The 22,403-nt window shown below is 72.8% G+C and carries 18 protein-coding genes; 3 read left to right on the top strand and 15 right to left on the bottom strand.

Annotated features, from left to right (window positions below; all coding sequences use genetic code 11):
- Positions 1–4: 4 nt before the first annotated feature.
- The 11 genes from murC to mraZ form a co-directional block, all read right to left on the bottom strand.
- Positions 5–1,417, bottom strand: a complete 1,413-nt coding sequence (gene murC, locus AB0I67_RS17975; RefSeq protein ID WP_357924385.1) for a UDP-N-acetylmuramate--L-alanine ligase — start codon at positions 1,415–1,417, stop codon at positions 5–7.
- Positions 1,414–2,484: an undecaprenyldiphospho-muramoylpentapeptide beta-N-acetylglucosaminyltransferase gene (murG, locus tag AB0I67_RS17970; RefSeq protein ID WP_357924383.1), complete on the bottom strand. Its 1,071-nt coding sequence runs from the start codon at positions 2,482–2,484 to the stop codon at positions 1,414–1,416. The genes murC and murG overlap by 4 nt, the downstream gene beginning before the upstream one ends.
- 2 nt (positions 2,485–2,486) lie before the next feature.
- Positions 2,487–3,680 (bottom strand): putative lipid II flippase FtsW, encoded by a 1,194-nt coding sequence (gene ftsW, locus AB0I67_RS17965; protein WP_357924859.1) that lies wholly within the window; start codon positions 3,678–3,680, stop codon positions 2,487–2,489.
- Positions 3,681–3,787: 107 nt separating this feature from the next.
- On the bottom strand, positions 3,788–5,233 hold the full coding sequence (gene murD / locus AB0I67_RS17960; RefSeq protein ID WP_357924381.1) for a UDP-N-acetylmuramoyl-L-alanine--D-glutamate ligase: 1,446 nt from the start codon (positions 5,231–5,233) through the stop codon (positions 3,788–3,790).
- Complete coding sequence (gene mraY, locus AB0I67_RS17955) at positions 5,230–6,285, bottom strand: phospho-N-acetylmuramoyl-pentapeptide-transferase (RefSeq protein WP_357924379.1); 1,056 nt, start codon at positions 6,283–6,285, stop codon at positions 5,230–5,232. The genes murD and mraY overlap by 4 nt, the downstream gene beginning before the upstream one ends.
- Positions 6,282–7,826, bottom strand: a complete 1,545-nt coding sequence (gene murF, locus AB0I67_RS17950) for a UDP-N-acetylmuramoyl-tripeptide--D-alanyl-D-alanine ligase (RefSeq protein WP_357924377.1) — start codon at positions 7,824–7,826, stop codon at positions 6,282–6,284. Before murF ends, mraY begins: the two co-directional genes overlap by 4 nt.
- The gene (locus tag AB0I67_RS17945; protein ID WP_357924855.1) at positions 7,823–9,334 is read right to left on the bottom strand and encodes a UDP-N-acetylmuramoyl-L-alanyl-D-glutamate--2,6-diaminopimelate ligase; all 1,512 of its coding nucleotides are present in this window, start codon (positions 9,332–9,334) and stop codon (positions 7,823–7,825) included. Before AB0I67_RS17945 ends, murF begins: the two co-directional genes overlap by 4 nt.
- 103 nt (positions 9,335–9,437) lie before the next feature.
- Entirely contained in the window at positions 9,438–11,153 is a 1,716-nt protein-coding gene (locus AB0I67_RS17940; RefSeq protein ID WP_357924375.1) for a penicillin-binding protein 2, read from the bottom strand.
- Positions 11,154–11,683: 530 nt separating this feature from the next.
- A complete protein-coding gene (locus tag AB0I67_RS17935; RefSeq protein ID WP_357924373.1) occupies positions 11,684–12,115 on the bottom strand; it encodes a hypothetical protein in 432 nt (143 codons plus the stop codon).
- The gene (gene rsmH, locus AB0I67_RS17930) at positions 12,102–13,058 is read right to left on the bottom strand and encodes a 16S rRNA (cytosine(1402)-N(4))-methyltransferase RsmH (protein WP_357924371.1); all 957 of its coding nucleotides are present in this window, start codon (positions 13,056–13,058) and stop codon (positions 12,102–12,104) included. The genes AB0I67_RS17935 and rsmH overlap by 14 nt, the downstream gene beginning before the upstream one ends.
- A gap of 395 nt (positions 13,059–13,453) precedes the next feature.
- Positions 13,454–13,885, bottom strand: a complete 432-nt coding sequence (mraZ, locus tag AB0I67_RS17925) for a division/cell wall cluster transcriptional repressor MraZ (RefSeq protein ID WP_357924369.1) — start codon at positions 13,883–13,885, stop codon at positions 13,454–13,456.
- Positions 13,886–14,390: 505 nt separating this feature from the next.
- Here mraZ and AB0I67_RS17920 point away from each other — a divergent pair.
- The 3 genes from AB0I67_RS17920 (at position 14,391) to AB0I67_RS17910 (ending at position 19,124) form a co-directional block, all read left to right on the top strand.
- Positions 14,391–15,368 (top strand): MoxR family ATPase, encoded by a 978-nt coding sequence (locus tag AB0I67_RS17920; RefSeq protein WP_357924367.1) that lies wholly within the window; start codon positions 14,391–14,393, stop codon positions 15,366–15,368.
- A gap of 61 nt (positions 15,369–15,429) precedes the next feature.
- Positions 15,430–16,686: a DUF58 domain-containing protein gene (locus tag AB0I67_RS17915; RefSeq protein ID WP_357924365.1), complete on the top strand. Its 1,257-nt coding sequence runs from the start codon at positions 15,430–15,432 to the stop codon at positions 16,684–16,686.
- Positions 16,683–19,124 (top strand): DUF3488 and transglutaminase-like domain-containing protein, encoded by a 2,442-nt coding sequence (locus AB0I67_RS17910; RefSeq protein WP_357924364.1) that lies wholly within the window; start codon positions 16,683–16,685, stop codon positions 19,122–19,124. Before AB0I67_RS17915 ends, AB0I67_RS17910 begins: the two co-directional genes overlap by 4 nt.
- A gap of 101 nt (positions 19,125–19,225) precedes the next feature.
- Here AB0I67_RS17910 and AB0I67_RS17905 read toward each other — a convergent pair whose 3' ends face one another.
- From AB0I67_RS17905 to AB0I67_RS17890, 4 genes are all read right to left on the bottom strand, one after another.
- Positions 19,226–19,618, bottom strand: coding sequence for a DUF3040 domain-containing protein (locus AB0I67_RS17905; protein ID WP_357924362.1), 393 nt, complete (start codon positions 19,616–19,618; stop codon positions 19,226–19,228).
- 203 nt (positions 19,619–19,821) lie between these two features.
- Positions 19,822–21,072, bottom strand: coding sequence for a DNA polymerase IV (gene dinB / locus AB0I67_RS17900; protein ID WP_357924360.1), 1,251 nt, complete (start codon positions 21,070–21,072; stop codon positions 19,822–19,824).
- A gap of 9 nt (positions 21,073–21,081) precedes the next feature.
- Positions 21,082–21,810, bottom strand: coding sequence for a methyltransferase domain-containing protein (locus AB0I67_RS17895; protein WP_357924358.1), 729 nt, complete (start codon positions 21,808–21,810; stop codon positions 21,082–21,084).
- 230 nt (positions 21,811–22,040) lie between these two features.
- Positions 22,041–22,373 (bottom strand): MmcQ/YjbR family DNA-binding protein, encoded by a 333-nt coding sequence (locus AB0I67_RS17890; RefSeq protein WP_357924356.1) that lies wholly within the window; start codon positions 22,371–22,373, stop codon positions 22,041–22,043.
- Positions 22,374–22,403: the final 30 nt, after the last annotated feature.

Here is a 22,403-nt window from a genome sequence, read left to right as displayed (position 1 = left end):
CCCCTCACGGGGCGGCCCCGGCCGCGTCGCCGTCGCCCAGGCGCCGCACGATCAGCGGGCCCAGCTCGGTCACGTCGCCCGCGCCCATGGTCAGCACGATGTCGCCGGGCCGCGCCCGGCCGGCCACCGCGTCGGGCACCTCGGCCTTGTCCGGCACGTACACCACCCGCTCGTGCGGCACCCGCGAGGCCACCAGCGCCCCGGAGACGCCCGGCTCGGGATCCTCCCGCGCGCCGTACACGTCGAGCACGATCGCCTCGTCGGCCAGCCCCAGCGCCGCGCCGAACTCCTCGGCGAAGAAGCGGGTGCGGGAGTAGAGGTGCGGCTGGAAGACCGCGATCACCCGGCCCTCGCCGGAGTAGGAGGCCACCACGTCCCGCGCGGCGCGCAGGTCGGCGGCGAGCTCGGTCGGGTGGTGGGCGTAGCTGTCGAAGACGGCCACGCCGCCCGCCTCGCCCTTGGCCTCGAAGCGCCGCTTGGCGCCGCCGAAGGCCGCCAGGCCGGCCCTGGCGTCGTCGAAGGAGCGGCCCAGCGCCTCCACCACCGCCACCACCGCGGTGGCGTTGAGCGCGTTGTGGGCTCCGGGTACGGCCAGCCGTACCTGGCCACGGCCCTCGATCTCGAAGACCGTGCCGAACCCGTCGGGACGCACGTCCAGCACCCGGTAGTCGGCGCCCTCGGCCGTGCCGTAGGTCAGCACGCGGCAGCGGGCCCGCTCGGCCAGCGCCGTGGCGCCCGGGTCGTCGGCGCACAGGATCAGCAGCGAGCCCACCCGCTCGGCGAAACGCGCGAAGCTGGCGTGGACGGCATGCGGGTCGCCGTAGTTGTCGAGGTGGTCGGCCTCCACGTTGGTGACCACCGCGATGTCGGGGGCCAGCATCAGGAAGGAGCCGTCGCTCTCGTCGGCCTCGGCCACGAAGGCGCCGCCGGCGCCCTCGTCGGCGCCCAGGCCGGTGGTGACGAGCTGCCCGCCGACGCAGTAGGACGGGTCGGCCCCGCACTTCTGCAGCGCCACGGTGAGCATCGAGGTCGTGGTGGTCTTGCCGTGGGTGCCCGCGATGGCCACGCCGGTGCGCCCGGCCATGACCGAGGCGAGCGCGGCGGCGCGCGGGATGACCCGCAGCCCCTTCTTCAGCGCCTCGCCCAGCTCGGGGTTGGAGTCGCGGATGGCGGTGGAGACCACGACGGTGTCGGCGTCCTTGACGTGCGAGGCGGCGTGGCCGATGAAGACCGTCGCGCCCAGCTCGCGCAGCTCGTTGACCATGTCGGAGCTGCGCGCGTCACTGCCGGTGACGCGCACGCCGCGCTTGAGCAGGATGCGCGCGATGCCCGACATGCCCGATCCGCCGATGCCGATGAAGTGCACCCGCCCGAGGTCCTCGGCGGCCACGGGGTCGACCAGTTTCACCAGGCTCATAGCGACAGCACCTGCTTGGCGAGCACGACGTCGGCGTCCTTGCGCCCCAGGGCCGCGGCGGCCTCCGACATGGCGGCGACCCGGTTCGGGTCGCGGAGGATGGGCAGCACGTTCTGGATGATCCAATCGGGTGACAGTTCGGAATCGTCGATCATGAGGCCGCCGCCGCCCGCCGCGATGGTCGCGGCGTTGATCCGCTGTTCGCCGTTGCCGATGGGCAGCGGGACGTAGGCGGCGGGCAGGCCGACCGCGGTCAGCTCGGCGCAGGTCAGCGCCCCGGCCCGGCAGAGCGCCAGGTCGGCGGCGGCGTAGGCCAGCTCCATGCGGTCGACGTAGGGCAGCACCACGTACTGCGGGTCGCCGGGCGGCGGCTCGCGGTCGAGGGTGTTCTTGGGGCCGAGCATGTGCAGCACCTGCACCCCGGCCGCACGCAGCGCGGGCGCGGCGGCCAGCGCGGCGTGGTTGAGCGAGCGGGCCCCCTGGGAGCCGCCGAAGACCAGCAGCGTGGGCCGGTCGGTCTGCAGCCCGAACCACGAGCGGGCCTTGTCGCCCAGCGAGAAGCGGTCGAGGGTGGCGATCTGCCGGCGCAGCGGCGTGCCGATGTAGACCGACTTGGCCAGCGTGCACTCGGGGTGCCCGGTGAAGACGTGGGTGGCGTAGCGCGCGCCGAGCCGGTTGGCCAGCCCCGGCTTGGGGTTGGCCTCGTGCACGACGATCGGGATGCCGCGGCGCTTGGCCGCCAGGTAGGCCGGGGCGGCGACGTAGCCGCCGAAGCCGACCAGCGCCTCCGCGCCCACCTTCTCCATGATCGTCGAGGCTTCGCCGACCGCGCCGGACAGCCGGCCCGGCATGGTCAGCAGCGCCGGGGAGAGCGTGCGCGGCAGCGGCACCGCGGGAATGAGCTGCAGGTCGTAACCCCTGGCCGGCACCAGCCTGGTCTCCAGGCCGCGCTCGGTGCCCAGGCAGGTGACCGAGCTCGAGCGATCGAGCCGGCGCAGGGCCTCGGCAAGGGCGAGCGCGGGCTCGATGTGGCCGGCCGTACCACCCCCGGCGAGCACCACCCTCATGATCACGACCCTCCTCGTCTGCCTCCCAGGCCAAGCCAGCTTAGAGCCCGTGCGGCCGGTCCGGGGCCACGTGCGGCGAGAGCTTCACGCGCACCCGGTTCCTGTTTGGCGAACGACAGCAGCATGCCGAGCGCGGCCAGGGTGGGCAGCAGGGCCGAGCCGCCGTAGGAGACCAGCGGCAACGGGATTCCGGTGATCGGCAGGACGCCGATCACGGCCCCGATGTTGACGATGGCCTGCCCGGCGATCCAGGCGACGACGGCGGCCGAGGCCAGCCGGATGAAGGGGTCGGCGGCCCGCCAGGCCACCCGCAGCCCGGCGTAGCCCAGCAGCCCGACGATGGTGACCACCGACAGGGTGCCGACCAGGCCGAGCTCCTCGCCGACGATGGAGAAGATGAAGTCGCTCTCGCCGTGCGGCAGCCAGTTCCACTTCTGCCGGCTGGCGCCCAGGCCCAGGCCGAACCAGCCGCCCGAGCCCATCGCGATCTGGCCCTGCACCGCCTGGTAGCCGCCGTCCTGCGGGTCGGCCCACGGATCGAGGAAGGAGGCGATGCGGGCCATGCGGTAGGGCTCGACCCAGATCATCACCAGCGCGGCGAAGACCGCCAGCGCCAGGATGCCGCCGAAGAGCTTGATCGGCGCGCCGACCACCCACAGCAGCGCCAGGAAGATCATGAACAGCACCAGCGTGGTGCCCAGGTCGCGGCCGAGCATGACCAGCACGGCCAGGATGGCCACGCCGGGCATCAGCGGCAGCAGCATCTGCCGCCACTCGATGCGGCCCATCCGCGCCCGCCGCGACAGCAGGTCGGCGCCCCACAGCGCCAGCGCCAGCTTGGCCGGCTCCGACGGCTGGATGGTGAGGCCACCGATGTAGATCCACCGCTGCGCGCCCAGCTCGGCCGAGCCGATGAACAGCACCAGCACCAGCGACAGGATGGCGATCGCCATCAGCGGGTAGCCGGCCCACTTGAAGAAGCGGTGCGGCAGCCGCGAGCACAGCCACATCAGCATCAGGCCCAGCGCCGCGGAGAAGGACTGCTTGCCGAACCAGGAGAACGGGCTGCCGGTCTTCTGCAGCGCCTCGATGCTGGAGGCGCTGAGCACCATCATCAGCCCGAGCGACAGCAGCAGCACGCTGCAGCCGATGATCAGGTAGTAGCTGGCCAGCGGCCGGGCCAGCAGCTCGCGCAGCGCGCCGAACTGCTCGCGGAACCAGGCGGTCGGCCCTTCCTCGGACCGGCGGGCCCGGGCGGCCGGGTCGACCGCCTTCGCCGGGCGCCCGCCCGCGGCGCCGGCCGTCACCGGGCGCCCGCCGTGCCGTCCGCCGAGTCGCTTGCCGAGCCGCCCGTCGGGTCGTGGCCTGCCGGGCTTTCGGTGGCCGGTACGGCCAGCGCGTGGACGGCGCGGGCGAAGGCCTGCCCGCGGGCCGGGTAGTTGGCGAACATGTCCAGGGAGGCGGCCGCGGGGGCCAGCAGCACGGTGTCCCCCGGGGAGGCGAGCCTGGCGGCTTCGGCGACGACACGGTCCATCACGCCAGTGTCGCGCCCGTCGATGTCCACGACCGGGACATCCGGCGCGTGTCGCGCCAGCGCCTCGGCGATCACCGCGCGGTCGGTGCCGAGCAGCACGGCCCCGCGCAGCCGCGGCGCCGCCCGCCGGACCAGGTCCTCCACGTCGGCGCCCTTGAGCAGGCCGCCGGCCACCCACACGATCGACTCGTAGGCGGCCAGCGCCGCCGCGGCCGCGTGCGGGTTGGTGGCCTTGGAGTCGTCGACGTAGTCCACCTCGGCGACCCGCTCCACGAAGGCCATCCGGTGCGGGTCGGGCTTGAAGTCGAGCAGGCCCTGCCGTACGGCTGCCGCCGGCACGCCCAGGGTGCGGGCCAGCGCCGCAGCGGCCAGCGCGTTGGCCACGTTGTGCGGCGCGAACGGCTTGACGTCGGCCAGCGTCGCCAGCTCCTCGGCCTGGCCGACCGGGTCGTCGACGAACGCTCGGTCCACCAGCAGGTCCTCGACCAGGCCCAGCTCGCCGGGCCGGGGCACGCCCAGGGTGAAGCCCACCGCCCGCTCGCCGTACGGCTCCGCCAGCCGGGCGACCTCGGGGTCGTCCGCGTTGAAGACCACGTGCCGCGCGCCCTCGAAGATGCGGGCCTTGGCCGCGGCGTACTCCGCCATCGAGCCGTGCCAGTCGAGGTGGTCGGGCGCCAGGTTGAGTATCGCCCCGGCGTGCGGGGCCACGCTCGGCGACCAGTGCAGCTGGAAGCTGGACAGCTCCACCGCCAGCACGTCGTACGGCCCGCCGACCGCCTCCACGACCGGCACGCCGACGTTGCCCACCGCCACCGCCTTGTGCCCGGCGGCCAGCAGCATGGCGGTGAGCATCCGCACCACCGTGGTCTTGCCGTTGGTGCCGGTCAGCGCCAGCCAGGGCGCCGCGCCCTGCTCCTCGCGCAGCCGCCAGGCCACCTCGACCTCGCCGATCACCTCGACGCCCGCCTCGGCGGCGGCCACCATCAGCGGGTGGTGCGGCGCCCAGCCGGTGGTGACCAGCCGCTGCACGCCCTCGGGCAGCTCGACCGGGCCGAAGCGCACCTCGACCCCGAGGCGGCGCAGCGAGTCGGCGGCCACGCGCTGGGCCTCCCCCTCGACCGCCTCGACCACCACGACGCGCTCGCCGCGCTCGGCCAGCACCCGGGCGGCGGCGGCGCCGGAGACGCCCAGCCCGGCGACGCAGACATAACTCACTTGGGCATCCACTCCACGTAGAACAGTCCGAGGCCCAGCGCCGCGCAGAGCATGGCGATCAGCCAGAACCGCACCACGATGGTGGTCTCCGCCCAGCCCTTGAGCTCGAAGTGGTGCTGCAGCGGCGCCATACGGAAGATCCGTTTCCCGGTCAGCTTGAACGAGCCGACCTGGAGGATCACCGACATCGTGATGACCACGCACAGCCCGGCCAGGATGATCAGCAGGAGCTGGGTGCGGGTGCAGATGGCCAGGCCGGCCAGCACGCCGCCCAGGGCCAGCGAGCCGGTGTCGCCCATGAAGATCCGGGCCGGCGGGGCGTTCCACCACAGGAAGCCGATGAGCGAGCCGAGCACGGCGGCGGCGACCACCGCCAGGTCGAGTGGATCTCGCACCAGGTAGCAGTTGGGGCCGAGCTGGTCGATGCAGTTGTTGCGGAGCTGCCAGTTGCCGATCAGCACGTAGGCGGCCAGCACCACGCCGGTGGCGCCGGAGGCCAGGCCGTCGAGGCCGTCGGTCAGGTTCACCGCGTTGGAGAAGCCGACGATCATCACCAGCACCCAGATGGTGAAGCCGATGATGCCGATGGAGGGCCCGAAGTCGCGCAGGAACGACAGCCGCGGCTCGGCCGGGGTGATGTCGTAGGCGTTGGGGAAGTTGGTGACCATGACCGCGAAGACCGCGCCCACGACGAGCTGGCCCAGCGCCTTCGCGCCGCTGCGCAGGCCGAGGCTGCGCTGCTTGTAGATCTTGATGAAGTCGTCGAGGAAGCCGACCGCGCCCAGACCGGTCATCAGGAAGAGCACCTGCATGCCCGAGGCGGTGGGCTCCTCCAGCATGGCCAGGTGGGAGGCGCAGTAGGCGAGCAGCGAGGCCAGGACGAAGACGATGCCGCCCATGGTGGGCGTGCCCTTCTTGCCCAGGTGCGCCTGCACGCCGTCCTCGCGGACCTCCTGGCCGATACCGCGCCGGCTGAACAGCCGGATGGCCAGCGGGGTGCCCAGCATGGACAGGATCAGCCCCACCGCGCCCGCGATGATGATGTTGGTCACTGGACGGCACCCCCGGCGAGCACCAGCTCCGCCGTGCGCTCCAGGCTCATCGCCCGCGGACCCTTGACCAGCACGGCGTCGCCCGGCCGCAGCCAGGCGTGGAGCTGCGCCGCGGCGGCCGCGGCGTCGGGCACGTGCACGATCTGGGTGAGCGGCGCCACGCCGGCGTGACCGCCCGCGATCGGCCCGCCGCCGGGGTACTCCGGCCCGGCCGGGTGGCCCGGGGCAGGTCGGGTGTAGTCGGGCAGCGCGCTCGGCTGCCGGCCCGCGCCGGCGTAGTCGGGCAGCGCGCTGGGCGCCGCCGCCTGCTGGGCGGCCTCCATCGCGCCGCGCAGCACCGGCTCGGCGTCGGGACCGGCCACGACCAGCCCGGCCAGCCCGGCGCCGCCGGCCAGCCGGCCCAGCTCCTCGTTGAGCTCAGGGCCGTCCTCGCCCAGCTCGCGCAGGGCGGCGATGACCGCGAAACGCCGCCGGCCACGGCCCAGCGCGGCGAAGGCCTCGAAGGCCGCGCGCATCGAGTCGGGGTTGGCGTTGTAGGCGTCGTTGATCACGGTGACGCCGTCGGGCCGCTCGGAGACCTCCATGCGCCAGCGGCTGCGCGGCTCGGCGGCCGACAGCTCCCGGGCGATCGTGGAGACCGGCAGGCCCAGCTCCCAGGCGACCGCGGCGGCGGCCAGCACGTTGGACACGGCGTGCTCGCCGTACAGGCTGAGGGAGACCGGCGCCGAGCCGGAAGGCGTCTCCAGCGTGAAGGAGGCGCGGCCCCGCGCGTCGAGCACCACGTCGGCGGCGCGCACGACGGCGTCCTCCGACCGGCCGAAGAAGGTGACCCGGGCGGCGGTCCGCTCGGCCATCTCGCGCACCAGCGGGTCGTCGGCGTTGAGCACCGCGACGCCGGAGCCGGGCAGCGCCTCGACCAGCTCGCCCTTGGCCTTGGCGATGGCCTCCTTGCCGCCGAAGACGCCCAGGTGGGCGGTGCCGACGTTGAGCACGACGCCGATCGAGGGCGGCGCGATGCGGGCCAGGTAGGCGATGTGGCCGGTGTTGCGGGCGCTCAGCTCCAGCACCAGGTAGCGGGTGTCGACGTCGGCGCGCAGCACGGTCAGCGGGTGGCCGATCTCGTTGTTGTAGCTGCCGACGGGCGCGACGGTCGGCCCGATCAGCTCGGTCAGCCGCGCGATCAGGTCCTTGGTGGTGGTCTTGCCGGCCGAGCCGGTCACGCCGACGATCGTCGCGGCGGGCAGCGAGCCGGCCAGCACGGTCGCGAGCTCGGCCAGGGCGGCCACCGGGTCGGTGACGATCACGGCGGGCGCGTCGACCGGCCGCGAGGCCAGCACCGCCACGGCCCCGGCGCGTACGGCTTCCGCCGCGAAGTCGTGCCCGTCGACCCGCTCACCCCGGATCGCCACGAACAGGGATCCCGGCTCCACGGCCCGCGAGTCGGTCACGACGGGCCCGCGGACGACGGCGCGCGGGTCGGCCGAGCCGGACAGCGCGCCGGAGGCGATCTCGGCGATCCTCGCCAGCGGCATCGGGATCATGGTTTGACCTTCCTGAGTTCTTCGGCGACGACCACGCGGTCGTCGAACGGGATCACCTCGCCGGCGACGTACTGGCCCTGCTCGTGACCCTTGCCCGCCACGACGACCACGTCGCCCGGCCCGGCCCCGGCCAGCGCCAGCCCGATGGCGGCCCTGCGGTCGGGTTCGACGATCACGTGGGCCCGCTCGGCGAGCGGGACCCGCAGCGCCCCGTCCATCATCGCAACGAGGATGGCCAGCGGATCCTCCGACCGGGGGTTGTCGCTGGTGAAAATGGCCACATCGGCCAGGCGGGCGGCCAGTTCCCCCATGATGGGGCGCTTGCCGCTGTCGCGGTCGCCGCCGCAGCCGAGCACGACCGTCAGCCGGCCCTCGGTGACCTGGCGGGTGGCGGACAGCACCGACTCCACCGCGCCGGGCTTGTGGGAGTAGTCCACGATCGCCTGGAAGGGGTCACCGGCGGCGGTGACGCGCTCCATGCGGCCTGGCACGCCCTTGAGCCCGCCCACGCCGCGCACCGCGGCCTGGAGCGGCACGCCCGCCTCGACCAGCGCCACGATGGCGCCCAGCGCGTTGGCGACGTTGAACGGGCCCGGCAGCGCGAGCTCGACCTCGGCCTCGACGCCGCCGGGGCCCAGCACGCGGAAGCTGCTGCCCTCGGAGTCCAGGCGCACGTCGGCGGCCCGCCAGTCGGCCTCGGGCGAGCCGAGCGCGGAGAAGGTGGTCATCGGGATCTTCGCCACCCCGAGCAGCTCGCGCCCGTGCTCGTCGTCGAGGTTGGTCACCCCGGTCCTGCTGAACTCGGGCTGGAAGAGCTTGGCCTTGGTGGCGAAGTAGTCGGCCAGGTCGCGGTGGAAGTCGAGGTGGTCCTGCGACAGGTTGGTGAACAGCGCCACGTCGTAGAACAGGCCGTCGACCCGGCCCAGCGCCAGGGCGTGGCTGGAGACCTCCATGGTCGCCGCGGTCACGCCGCGCTCGCGCATGAGCGCGAACAGGCCGTGCAACTCGGAGGCCTCGGGCGTGGTCAGCCGCGGCACGAACACCAGGTCGCCGGCGTGGATCTCCACCCCGCCGACCAGGCCGGTGCTGTGCCCGGCGGCGCGCAGGCCCGCCTCCAGCATGAAGGTGGTGGTGCTCTTGCCGCTGGTGCCGGTCACGCCGATCACCGCGATGTCGTGGGCGGGCTGGCCGTACACCCAGGAGGCGATCTGGCCGAGCAGGCCGCGCGGGTCGTCGACCACGAGCACGGGCAGGCCGGTCGCGGCGGCGGCCTCGCGTCCCGCGGGGTCGGTGAGGATGGCGGCCGCGCCGGCGGCCAGCGCCTGGGCGGAGAAGTCGGCGCCGTGGGCGGTGCTGCCGGGCAGGGCGACGTACAGGTCGCCGCGGCGCACCGTGCGGGAGTCGATGGTGACTCCGGTGAGCGCCGCGTGCGGGGTACGCGTGACGGCGGCGTCGAGCATGGTGGCCAGGCCGCTCAGCGGGCGCGCGGCGGCCGCGGCCGGTCGCATGACGACCTGGCCGGCGGCATGGGCCGCGGTCCCGGCGGCTTCGGCGGGACCGGCGACAGTGGGATCGGACGGGGAGAGCACGGCGAGAGCGTACCTAACCCGCTCACCCTCCGGCGCGTGTCGCGCCGGACGGTGGAATCTTCTTGCTCTTGATCGCGAAGGTCATCACTTCCTTGAACACCGGCGCGGCGATCTGCCCGCCGAAATGACCTTCCTTGGGGTTCTGCAGCACGGCGAGCACCACGACCTGGGGCGCGTCGGCCGGGCTGAACCCCGCGAAGGAGGCGGTGTAGCCGTCGTAGCCGCCCAGCTTGGAGTCGTAGCGGTTGGCGGTGCCGGTCTTGCCGGCCACCCGGTAGCCGTCGATCGCGGCGGCCTGCCCGGTGCCCTCGGCGCTCACCGCGGTCTCCAGGATGGCGGTCAGCTCCTTGGCGGTGCGTTCGCTGATCACCCTGGTCTGCTTTCCCGGTGCGGCGGTGACGAACCTGCCGTTGACGTCGGTCGTCCCCGCGATGATCTGCGGTTCGATCCGGACGCCGCCGTTGGCGATGGTCTGGTAGACGCTGGCCATCTGCAGCGCGGTCACCGACACGCCCTGGCCGTAGGCGATGGTGCAGTGCTGGCTGCCCTGCCACTTGGTGTGCACCGGCAGCAGCCCGGCCTCCTCGCCCGGCACCCCGCCGCCCGGCCGGGCGCCGAAGCCGAAGGCCCGCAGCATCTCGTACAGCTTCTGGCTGCCGATCTTGCGCGCGGCCTGGACGGTGGCGGTGTTGCTGGACTGCCCCATCGCCTCCTGGAAGGTCATCTTCTCCGTCTTGTGCGGGTGGGAGTCGCGCAGCACCCGGTCGTAGCACTTGATGCTGTCGGCCACGGTCAGCTCGGTCTCGGGCCGCAGCACCCCGCTCTCCAGCGCGGCGGCGGCGGTGATGACCTTGTTGGTGCTGCCGGGCTCGAAGACCTCGGCGGCGGCGCGGTTGACGTACAGCTCCGGCTTGAACTCGCGCCACTTGCTCAGGTCCACCTCGGGCGCGTTGGCCATGGCCATGATCTGGCCGGTCTTGACGTCCATCACGATCACCGTGCCGCTGTCGGCGCGGCTGGCCTCGACCTGGCGGGCGATCGCCTGCTGGGCGGCCCACTGCAGGTCGCGTTCGATGGTCAGCCGCACGTCGCGGCCCTCCACGGGCGCGGTGCTCTGGCTGCGCGTCATCGGGATGCGCTGGCCGTCGCGGCCGATCTCGACCTTCAGCTCGCCGTTGCGGCCGGCCAGCAGCGAGTCGTGCGCGGCCTCCATGCCGGCCAGACCGCCGCCGTCGTTGCCGACGAAGCCCACCACGCCGCCGGCCAGGTCACGGGCCGGGTAGTCGCGGCGGTAGTGCTTCTTGACGCTGACCGTCGGCAGTTTCAGCTTGAGCAGCGCCTCGGCGGTCGAGGGCGTGACGTCCTTGGCGATGAGCTGGTAGCGCAGGTTGGTGCGGGAGAGCTTGGCCATGACCTCGGGCTGCGGCACGCCGAGGTGCTGGGCGAGGATGCCGGCCAGCTTCTCGCGCTGCTGGGGCGCGATCTTGCTGGGGTCGACGGAGATCTCCCGCGCCTCGATCGTCTGGGCCAGCGGGTGGCCGTTGACGTCGGTGATCTGGCCGCGCTTGGCCTGGATCTTCTCGGTGCGGACGCGCTGCTCGGCGGCGGCCGCCTCGTAGACCTTGGAGTCGAGGCCCTGCATCTGGATCAGCCGGCCGGCGAAGATGGACAGCACGAAGGCCATGCCGATCGCGCCGATCTTGAGGCGGCGGCGCGGGTTGCCCAGGCGCAGCACCATCGGCGGGCGCGGCGGCTGGGGCGGTGGCGGAGGCTTGCGTCCCGGGCCCGGCCTCGGTCCTCTCGGCCGCGGTACGGCAGGCCTGCCGTAGTCGCCACGCGGCCGCGACGGCCCGTCCTGGCCCAGGCGCTCACGACGGCGCTCGTCGCCCCGACCGTCCGCCCGTCGCTCGTCGGCACGCCCTTCTGCACGTCGTTCGTCGGCCCGTCGTTCGTCGGCCCGCCGGTCGTCCGCACGCCGGTCCTCGCCGCGCCGGTCGTCGGCGGGGCGCTGGTCGCGGCGGCGGTCGTCGACCGGGTTGCGGCGGTCACGGCTGCGCGGGGCGTCGAAGTCGAAGGAGGGCAGCTCGAACGGCCCGAGCGGCCGCCTCGGCTCGTCACCGGGCGGTCCGGAACGGGCGGGCCCCCCGCTCCCCGGGCGACCTGCCCGCCCCGGACCGCCGGGCCCGCGACGAGCGGCGCCTGACCCTCCGGGAGAGCCGGCGCCGCCTGTGCCACGGCCGGGGCCCTGGCCCCGGCCGCCGGAGTCTCTCACTGGCCGGAGCCTCCGCCGGGAAGCCACAGCGGAGGCTGGTTCTCCGTCATGCCCTGGCCCTTGCCCCGCTTGTAGAGCTCCTCCGGCTGCTTGGCGAGTTCGACCTCGCGCTGCAGCTCGGCGGTCCGCTCCTGGTTCTCGGCGATCTGCGCCTTGAGCCGGTCGCGCGTGATCGTGTCACGCGCCAGGACGGTGTTGAGCAGCAACAACGAGACGAGGCCGCCGAGCATGAGCCCGACGACGAGCAACACGAAGGGCCCCCGCTGCTTGCGGCCGGCCACCGGCCGGCGCGCCGGCGCCGGCGCACGCCGGACCTCGCCGGCGGGACGCGGCCGCGGCACGCCGGTGGGGCGGGCCACGCGCGGCCGGGGAGCTCCCGGGGCACGCGTGCTCTTCCGGGGGCTGATCTCCTGCTCAGTCCTCGTCAAGTCGGATCCTCTCTGCCGCCCTTAGCCGGGCTGAGGCCGCCCGCGGGTTGCGGGCCACCTCCTCCTCGGTGGGGAGCTCGGCTCCCCTCGTCAGGAGGCGGAACCTCGGCTGGTGCGCCGCGAGGGGCACCGGCAGCCCTGGCGGGCTGTTGTCCTTGGTTCGCGCCGCGAGGGCCTGCTTGGTCAGCCGGTCCTCGAGGGAGTGGTAGGAGAGCACGACGACTCTCCCGCCCAGCGCCAGCGCGTCGAGGGAGGCGGGCAGTGCGGCCTCAAGGGCGCTCAGCTCCGCGTTCACCTCGATGCGCAGCGCTTGGAAAGTCCTCTTCGCGGGGTTGCCCCCGGTGCGCCGCGTCGCCGCGGGGATCGCCTCGCGAACGATCTCCGCGAGCCGCAAGGTCGACGTTATGGCCTCGCGGGCCCGTTCCTGCACTATTCGCCCCGCGACACGCTGTGCGAACCGTTCCTCACCGTATTCACGAAGGATGCGCGTTAGCTCCGCAGCCGAGTAGGTATTGACCACCACGCCGGCGGTCAGCTCCTGCGTGGAGTCCATGCGCATGTCGAGCGGCGCGTCGTAGGAGTAGGCGAAGCCGCGCTCGCGCTCGTCGAGCTGCGGCGAGGAGACGCCCAGATCGAACAGCACGCCGTGGATCTGCGGGTGCCCGGTGCTCTTGAGCACCGCGGGCAGCTCGTCGGAGGTGGCGTGGACCAGGTCGATCCGGTCGGCGTAGGGCGCCAGGCGGCGGGTCGAGTGCTCGATCGCGAACGGGTCGCGGTCGAGGCCGATGAGGTGCAGCCCGGGGTGCGCGGCGAGCAGCGCCTCGGAGTGGCCGCCGAGGCCGAGGTTGGCGTCGACCACGACGGCGCCGGGCGCGTCGAGAGCCGGTGCCAGCAACTCCAGCACCCGCTCCAGCAGCACGGGAACATGCGTGCTCTCAGTCATCTGCCACCCCCTTCCGCTCCGCGCGGGCCGCGCCTGCCGTACGAGCTGTCACGGACGGGTCGCTCACGGAGAGCGCCCGCGCCGATGATCGCTCACTGTCTGACGCGCCGAATGCTTGTCGCGTTCGAATTCTCACGCGTTGATTTTTCCGCCTCCGCGCCCCGGCTCAGGCCGGTGGGCACGGGAAGGCCGCTGAAGTCGATGAAGCCGTCGATGTCACCGGCCCCTGCCGGTGATCCCCCGCCCGGTGCCGTCCGGCCAGGTCCCCATCCGCATCCGCTGCTCACATCTCTCCACCTGACACCGGGGAAGGTGCATCAGCTGAAAGAACGCGTGGTTGCGGCTGGAGACCTCGCCGAACGACATCACCGACGGCCGGCCCGCTGGGCCCGGACTCACAAGATCCCTGGCAGCACCTCCTCCGACAGATCGGCGAATGCCTGCTCCTGATCGTTGAGGTAGGTCTCCCAGGCCTCGGCGTCCCAGATCTCCAGCCGGGTGTTGGCCCCGATGACCACGCAGTCGCGTTCGAGGCCGGCGTAGCGGCGGAGGCTCTGGGGAATCGTGATGCGGCCCTGCTTGTCCGGCGACTCGTCGGAAGCGCTGGCGAACAGGACGCGGCTGTAGTCGCGGACCGCCTTGGCGGTCACCGGAGCGGTCCGGAGCGCCTCGGTAATGCGCTGGAACTCCTCTACAGGAAAGACGTAGAGGCAACGCTCCTGGCCCTTGGTGATCACAAGACCCTCCGCCAGCTCCTCGCGGTACTTAGCCGGCAGGAACAGCCGTCCCTTGTCGTCGAGACGCGGTTGATGGGTGCCGAGAAACATCGGTCCCACCTCCCGTGCCTTGTGAAGGGTCGGCGCTGGCGCACCGGCTCTCCACTGCGCACCACCATACTCCACTTCTCCCCACCGTCAACTGATTCCAACCGCGAAAGACGTCTGATCGTTTCGCGTTTGTGCAGGTCAACGGGGTGGAGCAAAGGGGAGCCCGGGCGGGCCCCATGGCCGGGCGTGGGCGTGTCGGTATGCCGGTTCGGTAGGGCGTATGGAGCCCGCCGGACCGGTGGCGGGGCGCGAGTGGAGGAGGGTGGGGGATTTCTGTCACGGGATTCGCACGGTGGCGGGACCGGAACGCGACAGGTCGCCCCAACACTGTCCTTATCTCAGGGTCACCGTCCAACCTGTGAGTGTTCTGGCGGAATGTCCCTCAAAAGTCGCTTGCGAACCCTCGGAGTCGTAGGGTCGGTACACACAATGGAAAAGGAATGGTATGGCGCCCGCTAATAACGTCCCGTCGCGGGAGAGCCTGCACATCTCTCATGGAGGCCTGGTGGCAGTAACCCATGACGTCCCTCACCGGCTGGAGGATCTGGTCTCCACCGCCCACCGGATCCGGCAGGCGATCGAGTCGGTCATCGAGGGCAAGAGCGATGCCGTCCGCCTCACCCTGACGGTGCTGCTGGCCGAGGGGCACCTGCTGATCGAGGACGTGCCGGGGGTCGGCAAGACCATGCTGGCCAAGGCTTTGGCGCGCTCCATCGACTGCCCGGTCCGGCGCGTGCAGTTCACCCCCGACCTGTTGCCCAGCGACATCACCGGGGTCAGCGCCTACAACCAGCAGACCCGCGAGTTCGAGTTCAAGCCCGGGCCGATCTTCGCCAACATCGTGGTCGGCGACGAGATCAACCGCGCCTCGCCGAAGACCCAGTCGGCGCTGCTGGAGTGCATGGAGGAGCACACCGTCACGGTCGACGGCGTCACCTACGAGCTCGAGACGCCGTTCATGGTGATCGCCACCCAGAACCCGATCGAGATGGAGGGCACCTACCCGCTGCCCGAGGCCCAGCGCGACCGCTTCACCGCGCGGGTGGCGATGGGCTATCCCGAGCCCGCCGCCGAGCTGGAGATGCTCGACGTGCACGGCGGCACCTCGCCGCTGGACAAGCTGGAGCCGGTCGCCACCACGCACGAGGTGCGGGCGCTGATCGAGGCGGTGCGGGGCGTCTACGTCTCCCAGGCCGTCCGCAAGTACGCCATCGACCTGGTGGTCGCCACCCGGCACTCCCCCGACCTGCGGCTCGGCGCCTCCCCTCGCTCCACGCTGCAGCTCGTGCGGGCCGCCCGGGCGCACGCCGCGCTGTCGGGCCGCGACTACGTCATCCCGGACGACCTGCAGGAGCTGGCCATCCCGGTGCTGGCGCACCGGCTGCTGCCCAGCGTCGAGGCGCACGGCCAGCGCCGGCTGCCCGAGCAGGTGGTGGGCGAGCTGGTCCGCCGGGTGCCCGTCCCGGAGACCCGCGAGCGATGACCCCCACGCGTACGGCGAAGCCGGCCCGCCCGCCGGCCGGCGCCAGGCCGGGGGGCACGCGGTGAGGGCGGGCCTGCGGGCGCTGACCTCGCGCGGCCGCTCGTTCCTGGCGGCCGGGCTGGCGGCCCTGTTCATGGCGATCGTGCTGGGCGAGCACGACCTGGTCCGGGTGGGCGTGCTGATCGTCACGCTGCCGCTGCTGGCGGCCATGGTCGTGGCGCGCACCCGCTACCGGCTGGCCTGCGCCCGCCGGTTGTCGCCGGCGCGGGTGGAGGCCGGCGGCGAGACCACCGTGACCCTGCGGCTGGAGAACGTGACCCGGCTGCCCACCGGCCTGCTGCTCATCGAGGACACCGTGCCCTACGCCCTGGGCGTGCGGCCGCGGTTCGTGCTCGACCGGGTGGAGGCGCGCGGCGTGCGGGAGATCGACTACCGCGTCCGCTCCGACCTGCGCGGGCGCTTCACGATCGGGCCGCTGTCGGTGCGCATCACCGACCCGTTCGGGCTGGTCGAGCTGACCCGCGCGTTCACCATCAGCGACACGCTCGTGGTCACCCCGCAGGTCGTCCCACTCCCGCACGTCCGGCTGTCGGGCGAGTGGACCGGCGGCGGCGACAGCCGTACCCGCTCGGTGGCGGCGGCGGGGGACGACGACGTCGCGCCCCGCGAGTATCGCCAGGGCGACGACCTGCGGCGGGTGCACTGGCGCTCGACGGCCCGCCACGGCGAGCTGATGGTGCGGCGCGAGGAGCAGCAGTGGCAGAGCCGCGGCGCGCTCCTGCTCGACACCCGGCGCTACGCCCACCGCGGTGAGGGCCCGCGCTCGTCCTTCGAGACGGCGGTCTCGGCGGCGGCCTCGATCGGCGTGCACCTCGCGCACGAGGGACTGGGCCTGCGCCTGGTCACCGACATGGGGGCCGAGCACGTCACCGACTCCGGCGTGTCCTACTCCCTGCTCGACACGCTCGCGGTGGTCAAGAACAGCCCGCAGCGCTCGCTCACCCTGGGCGTGAACGCCCTGCGGCAGGGCGGCGGCGACGGGCTGATCGTGGCCGTGCTGGGCGCGCTGGAGGTGGAGGAGGCCAGGGAGCTGGCCAAGCTCAGGCACGGCGGCGTCACCGGCGTCGCGGTGCTGCTCGACGTGGACTCCTGGGACGTGCGCGAGTACGGCTCGGCCGACCAGTACCAGACGGCGCAGGGCATCCTGGCCGGCTTCGGCTGGCGGATCGTGCGCCTGCCGGCCGGCGCGTCCATCGCGACGGTCTGGCCCGACGCGGCCAACAAGGGCCGGTTCACCCTCACGGGAGGTGCGGCATGAGGTTGTCGGCGGCCTCGGCGGTGGCCACCTTCGCCGCCGCCATCGTGCTCTACCCGCTGCTCGACGGCGGCGCCTGGTTCTGGGCGTCGCTGGGCGCGGTGGCGGTCGTCTTCGGCGCGAGCGCGCTGGCGGGCAAGCTGGCCCTGCCCGCGTGGGCGGCGCCCATCCTCAGCGTCATGGCGTCGGCGTTCTACTTCACCGCGGCCTTCAGCGGGAGCAAGGCCTGGGGTCTGCTGGTGCCGACCAAGGAGTCGCTGCTCCACCTCGGCAAGCTCTACGCCACCGGGTGGGCCGACATCCAGCGCTTCGCCGCGCCGGTCCCGGCCGACGCGCCGGTCGCGCTGCTGGTGGCGACGGGCGTGGCGGTGATCGCGATCGTGGTGGACCACCTGGCCGCCCGGCTGCGGCACGCGGCCCTGGCCGGGCTGCCGCTGCTGGCGCTGGTCTGCGTGCCGATGACGATCCTGCCGGATCCGATCAACTGGCCCACCTTCATCCTGGCGGCGCTCGGCTTCACCAGCCTGCTGATCGCCGACGGCCGCGAGCGCATCGGCCACTGGGGCCGCGCCGTGCTCGTGCGCCGCACCCGGCACGCCACCACCGGCCCCCGCGACGCGGTCGACACCGGCGGGCTGCGGCTGTCGGGCAAGCGCATCGGGTTCGCCGCGATCGGCCTGGCCGTCCTGGCCCCGGCGCTGCTGCCGGTGATGGAGCCGGTCTCCTGGTTCACCTTCGGCGTGGGCGGCTCCGGCAAGGGCGGCACGGGTAGTTCGATCAGCATCCCCGACCCGGTCGCCGGACTGAAGGGCCAGCTCCAGCTCCCGGACAAGCGGACCGTCCTGACCTACCGCAACAGCGACAACCAGGCCCGCTACCTGCGGATCTACTCGCTCAACCTGTTCAACGGCGAGCAGTTCACGCTGGAGCAGCCCAACGGGCGGCCGGAGAACCGGGTCGACAACGGGCCGCTGCCCCCGCCGCCCGGCCTGAGCGGCTCCACCCCGGTCAAGAAGGTGTCCACCACGATCACCATCAGCGAGGAGGTCAAGCGGCTCAACTTCCTGCCGTTGCCCTACCCCGCCACCGAGGTGCGCGCCGACGGCGACTGGCGGGCCGACACCGACTCGCTCATGGTCTTCTCCACCGAGGAGGAGGCCTCGGGGATGGAGTACGAGGTCGCCAGCGTCGACCCGCAGCTCGACCCGGCCATCCTCAACGCCTCGCGGCCGGTGGAGGCCAGCGACCAGAACCGGCGCTTCCTGGAGCTGCCGGAGGGCTTCCCGGACTCGATCACCACGCTGGCGACCGGCCTGGTGAGCGAGAACGACACGCCGTACCAGGCGGCGGTGAAGATCCAGGACTACTTCAAGGGCAACGACTTCACCTACAGCCTGCAGACCCAGGGGCAGAGCAACGAGGCCCTGGTCGACTTCCTGATCCACAGCAAGACCGGGTACTGCGAGCAGTACGCGGCGGCGATGGCGGTGCTGGCCCGCGTGGTGGGCATCCCGGCGCGGGTGGCGATCGGCTACACCGGCGGGACCAAGACCGACAACGGCTTCGCGGTCAGCACGGCCGACATGCACGCCTGGCCCGAGCTGTACTTCGAGGGCGTCGGCTGGCTGGCCTTCGAGCCCACGCCCACCTCGGCCTCGCCGTACGGGCAGGGGACGGCCCGGGTGCCGACCTACTCGCTGCCCCAGCCGGAGCGCAGCGACACCCCGGCCTCGCCCAGCGCGAGCGGTGAGTCGGCCTCCGACCTGCCGCCCGGCATCGGGCCGCGGCGCGGGCTGCGCGAGCTGGAGGCGCTGGAGGAGCTCAACGCGCTCAACCGGCTCCCGGCCGACGACTCCATGCCGCTGGCGGCCAAGATCGGCCTCGGCGCGCTGGGGCTGGTGCTGCTCCTGCTGATCCCGGCGGCGATCCGCCTGGTGACCAGGAGCCGGCGGGCCCGCACGCTGAGCTGGAAGGTCACCGGGCCGCTCGACGACGTGACCGCCAGGGCGGCGCGAGTCAGCGTGCCGGTGGCGGCGGCCTGGGCGGAGCTGGACGACGTCCTGTGCGACTACGGCCTGTCCAGGGAGCTCAGCGAGACGCCACGGGCGCTGGCCCGGCGGCTGATCGAGCGCTACGAGTTCGACGCCGAGTCCGCGGCGGCGGTCACCACGATCGCCACGGCGGTGGAGCGGGTGCTGTTCGCCCGCGACCCGGGCACGGCCGAGCCGCTCGGCAAGCAGCTCAAGATCGTACGGCGGGCGCTGGCGCAGACGGTCTCGCGGGGCCGGCGCCTGCGGGCGGTGCTGCTGCCGCCCTCGACCATGCGGCGGATCCGCGGCATGGGCGAGCGCGTGCTGGACGGCTTCGACCGGCTGGAGAACATCCGGTTCCGCCGGCCCGGCGACCGGACGGCACGCGAGAAGGAACTCGTGAGCAAGTAAGCGGATGAGGTGGCCGCTCCCCCTTCAGGGAGCGGCCACAGTCATGTACAGGGGCGCTTCCGCACGCCCGCGCTCGTCACCTCGACGGAACGCGGGGCCTGCTAACGCTCGTCGTGTCGACGGCGCCAGCGCTCCTCCATGCGCTCCATGAAGGAGCCACGGTTTCCGCGACGCGGACCTTTGCCCTGCACCGGAGTGCCGGGCGCGGGTGCGTCACCTATTCCACTCATACGCTTCCAGCTCGACAGGCCCCACAGACACGCGGCGAGCATGACCACGAAACCGCCGACGCCGAGCGGGATCTGGTTGATGACCACGCCGACCATCAGCAGAACGATGCCGAGCGCAAAGCCGACGGAGGCCTTGATCAGACGTCGCTTGTAATGGTTGCGTGGGTCACTGATCCTTACGGTGTTGGCCCACTTCGGGTCCTCGGCGTAGAGGGCCTGCTCGATCTGGTCGAGCAAGCGCTGCTCGTGCTCAGAGAGCGGCACGGCGCCTCCCAAGGACGGCCCCATAACGGGGAAGACGGCAACGGACGACACGGGGTGTCCGAACCTCGCGGTCGGTTATCCCCAGAATACGAGGCTGTAGACGTAGGCGAAAGAAAACGGCCAACGCCGACCAAACCGGAGGTGACACGTCGATCATTCCCCCACCCCCCGGAAGAGTCCCGACATCGGCTGACTAGCCCCCATCATGCATCCATTTCATCAAGTCGTCCTCGTACCAGTGAAGCCGGGACCACCGCATCGGGCCCGAAACGCCGTACCGCCTTGTCCATCGCCTGTTCGGCCTCGCGCCATCCGCTCTCGCGCTCACCCAGGCTGAGCTGGTGCGCGGCCTCCTCGGCCGGGGCGAGCTGCTCCATGCGGACCCCGATCAGGCGCAGGCGGACCCGCTCGAGACCGGAGGCGGCGAAGAGGGCGCAGGCCGTGGCGTAGATCTCCTGGGCGACATCGGTCGGTTCCCGGAGGGTCTTGGACCGGCTGATCGTCGAGAAGTCGGCCCGGCGCAGCTTCACACTCACTGTCCTGCCCACGTAGCCGCTCTTACGCATCCTGGCGGCCACCTTTTCCGCCAGGCGGAGCAACTCCCGGCGGATCACCGCGGGATCGTCCACGTCCGTGGCGAAAGTCTCCTCGTTGCCGATGCTCTTGTCCGGCACGTGCGGGCTCACCGCGCGCTCGTCGCGGCCCCAGGCCAGGGCGGCCAGGTGGGCGCCCGCCGCGCCGCCCAGCTCGCGCTGGAGGGTCGCCACGGGCACCTGGGCCAGGTCGCCCACGGTGCGGATGCCCAGGCGGGTCAGGGCCAGCTCGGTGCGCTCGCCGACGCCCCACAGCGCCGAGACGGGCAGCGGGTGCAGGAAGGCGACGATGTCCGCCTCGGGCACCACGAGCATCCCGTCCGGTTTGCACTGCTTTGAGGCGAGTTTGGCGATGAATTTACTGCTCGCCACCCCGACCGAGCAGGTGATCCCGTACCGCTCCAGCACCTGCCCCCGGATCAGCGCGGCGATCTCCGCAGGCGAGCCCAGCCGCCGGCGCGCGCCGCCCACGTCGAGGAAGGCCTCGTCGGAGGCGATCGGCTCCACCAGCGGGGTGACGGAGTGGAAGATCTCCATCACGCCCTTGGAGACCTGGCCGTACTTGCCGTGACTCGGCGGGATGATCGTGGCCTGCGGGCAGATCCGCCGGGCCCGGCTCATCGGCATGGCCGAGTGCACGCCGAACGCGCGGGCCTCGTAGGTGGCGCTCAGCACCACCCCCCGGCCCGCGGGCGAGCCGACGATCACCGGGCGGCCCCGGAGCTCGGGGCGCTCCAGCAACTCGACGCTGGCGAAGAAGGCGTCCATGTCCACGTGCAGGATCGGGCAGCCGGCGTCGTCGGCCCGGCCGCCCGTTCGGGCCGTGACCGGCCCGATCCCGGAGATCTGCTTGCGCGACACGCTTCGATTCTATGTTCGATTCGCGACCACGTGGAGCTGGGCGGCGATGTCGCGCAGCACCGGATGGGTGGCCGCGGCCTGCTCCAGCGCGATCAGCGCCTCGGCCGCGCCCGGCTCGCCGTCGACCAGGCGGCTGGGCACCAGGTCGGCGAAGACCCGCACCCCGTGCACCTGCGTCGCGCCGAACCCGGCCTCGGCCAGGAGCGCGGTGAGGGCGGCGGCGTCGAAGCGGCGCGGCGTCGGGTCCTTCGCGCCCCACCGGCCGGTGGCCAGCGCCTCGCGGGCCTCGTCGAAGTGGCCGGCGACCGCCCGGTGGATCGCCGCGGCGACCGGGTTGGCGGCCAGCACGCTGACCGTGCCGCCCGGGCGCAGCAGGCCGTGGACGGCCACCAGCGCGCTGCGCGGGTCCTCCACGTACTCCAGCACGCTGTGGCACAGCACCAGGTCGGCACTGTCGCGCGGCAGGATGTCGGCCAGGTCGGCCGCGTCGCCCTGCAGGCCGCGCACGGCGACCCCGGCCTCGGCCGCCCGGCGCTCCAGCGCGAACAGCGAGTCGGGGCTGGGGTCGACCACGGTGACCGCGTGGCCCAGTTCGGCCAGCGGCACCGCGAACCCGCCCGTGCCGCCGCCGGCGTCGACGATGTCGAGCCGCTCTCGGCCCGCGGCGCTCAGCACCGCACGCAGCGCGTCCCAGACCACTGCCGTGCGCACCGCCGGAGCTCTCGTGACGCCTTGCAAGCCCGCCTCCTCGTGTGTTTCCAGGTTCGGAGTCAGCCTATGCCAGCGGCAGGGCGCCCGGTGGGGCCACCGCCGAGCCCGGGCCCGGCCTTGCGCGAGGCCTGAAGGGGTCATACAGGTACGGCGGGGCGTATGGCGGCACATCGCCGCCGGGGGGACGAAGAGGGCCGTAAGGGGCCATCCAGGGCCGCGGAGCAGGCTGTGGCGGGGAACGGAGGGTGGGGTGTGGCTCAGGAGCCGGCGGCCAGGCGTTTGGGCGCGCGCAGCCGCCACGCGTCGGCGAGCAGTTCCCCCAGCTCGGCGGCCCCCACCTCGGGCAGCCGCACCAGCACGACCGCGTGCCCGTCGTAGTGCGCGGTGGTGAAGAACTTGGCCGGCTCCGCGGCGACCAGCTCGGCCTTGTCCTCCTCGGCCGCCACCGGCACGGCCAGGACGTCGCCCTCCTCGCGGATCCGGGCGAACCACTTGCCGCGCACGTAGAAGGCGGGCATGCCGTACATCGGCTTCTCGGCCGTCTCGGGCAGGGCGAGGGCCAGGCGGCGGACGTCGTCCTCGGTCGTCACGCCCCGATCGTCGCACAGCCGGCGCGGGCC

The sequence above is a fragment of the Nonomuraea sp. NPDC050310 genome (assembly GCF_040655795.1).
Taxonomy (GTDB): domain Bacteria; phylum Actinomycetota; class Actinomycetes; order Streptosporangiales; family Streptosporangiaceae; genus Nonomuraea.
This window is presented reverse-complemented; position numbering and strand designations above follow the sequence as displayed.

Bases quoted from the DNA above. Each gene is read 5' to 3' on its own strand.
- rsmH (WP_357924371.1), bottom strand. From the start codon at position 13,058: ATGACTGAGAGCACGCATGTTCCCGTGCTGCTGGAGCGGGTGCTGGAG.
- murG (WP_357924383.1), bottom strand. From the start codon at position 2,484: ATGAGGGTGGTGCTCGCCGGGGGTGGTACGGCCGGCCACATCGAGCCC.
- mraZ (WP_357924369.1), bottom strand. From the start codon at position 13,885: ATGTTTCTCGGCACCCATCAACCGCGTCTCGACGACAAGGGACGGCTG.
- AB0I67_RS17940 (WP_357924375.1), bottom strand. From the start codon at position 11,153: ATGGTGCTGCGCCTGGGCAACCCGCGCCGCCGCCTCAAGATCGGCGCG.
- AB0I67_RS17945 (WP_357924855.1), bottom strand. From the start codon at position 9,334: ATGCGACCGGCCGCGGCCGCCGCGCGCCCGCTGAGCGGCCTGGCCACC.
- murF (WP_357924377.1), bottom strand. From the start codon at position 7,826: ATGATCCCGATGCCGCTGGCGAGGATCGCCGAGATCGCCTCCGGCGCG.
- murC (WP_357924385.1), bottom strand. From the start codon at position 1,417: ATGAGCCTGGTGAAACTGGTCGACCCCGTGGCCGCCGAGGACCTCGGG.
- AB0I67_RS17910 (WP_357924364.1), top strand. From the start codon at position 16,683: ATGAGGTTGTCGGCGGCCTCGGCGGTGGCCACCTTCGCCGCCGCCATC.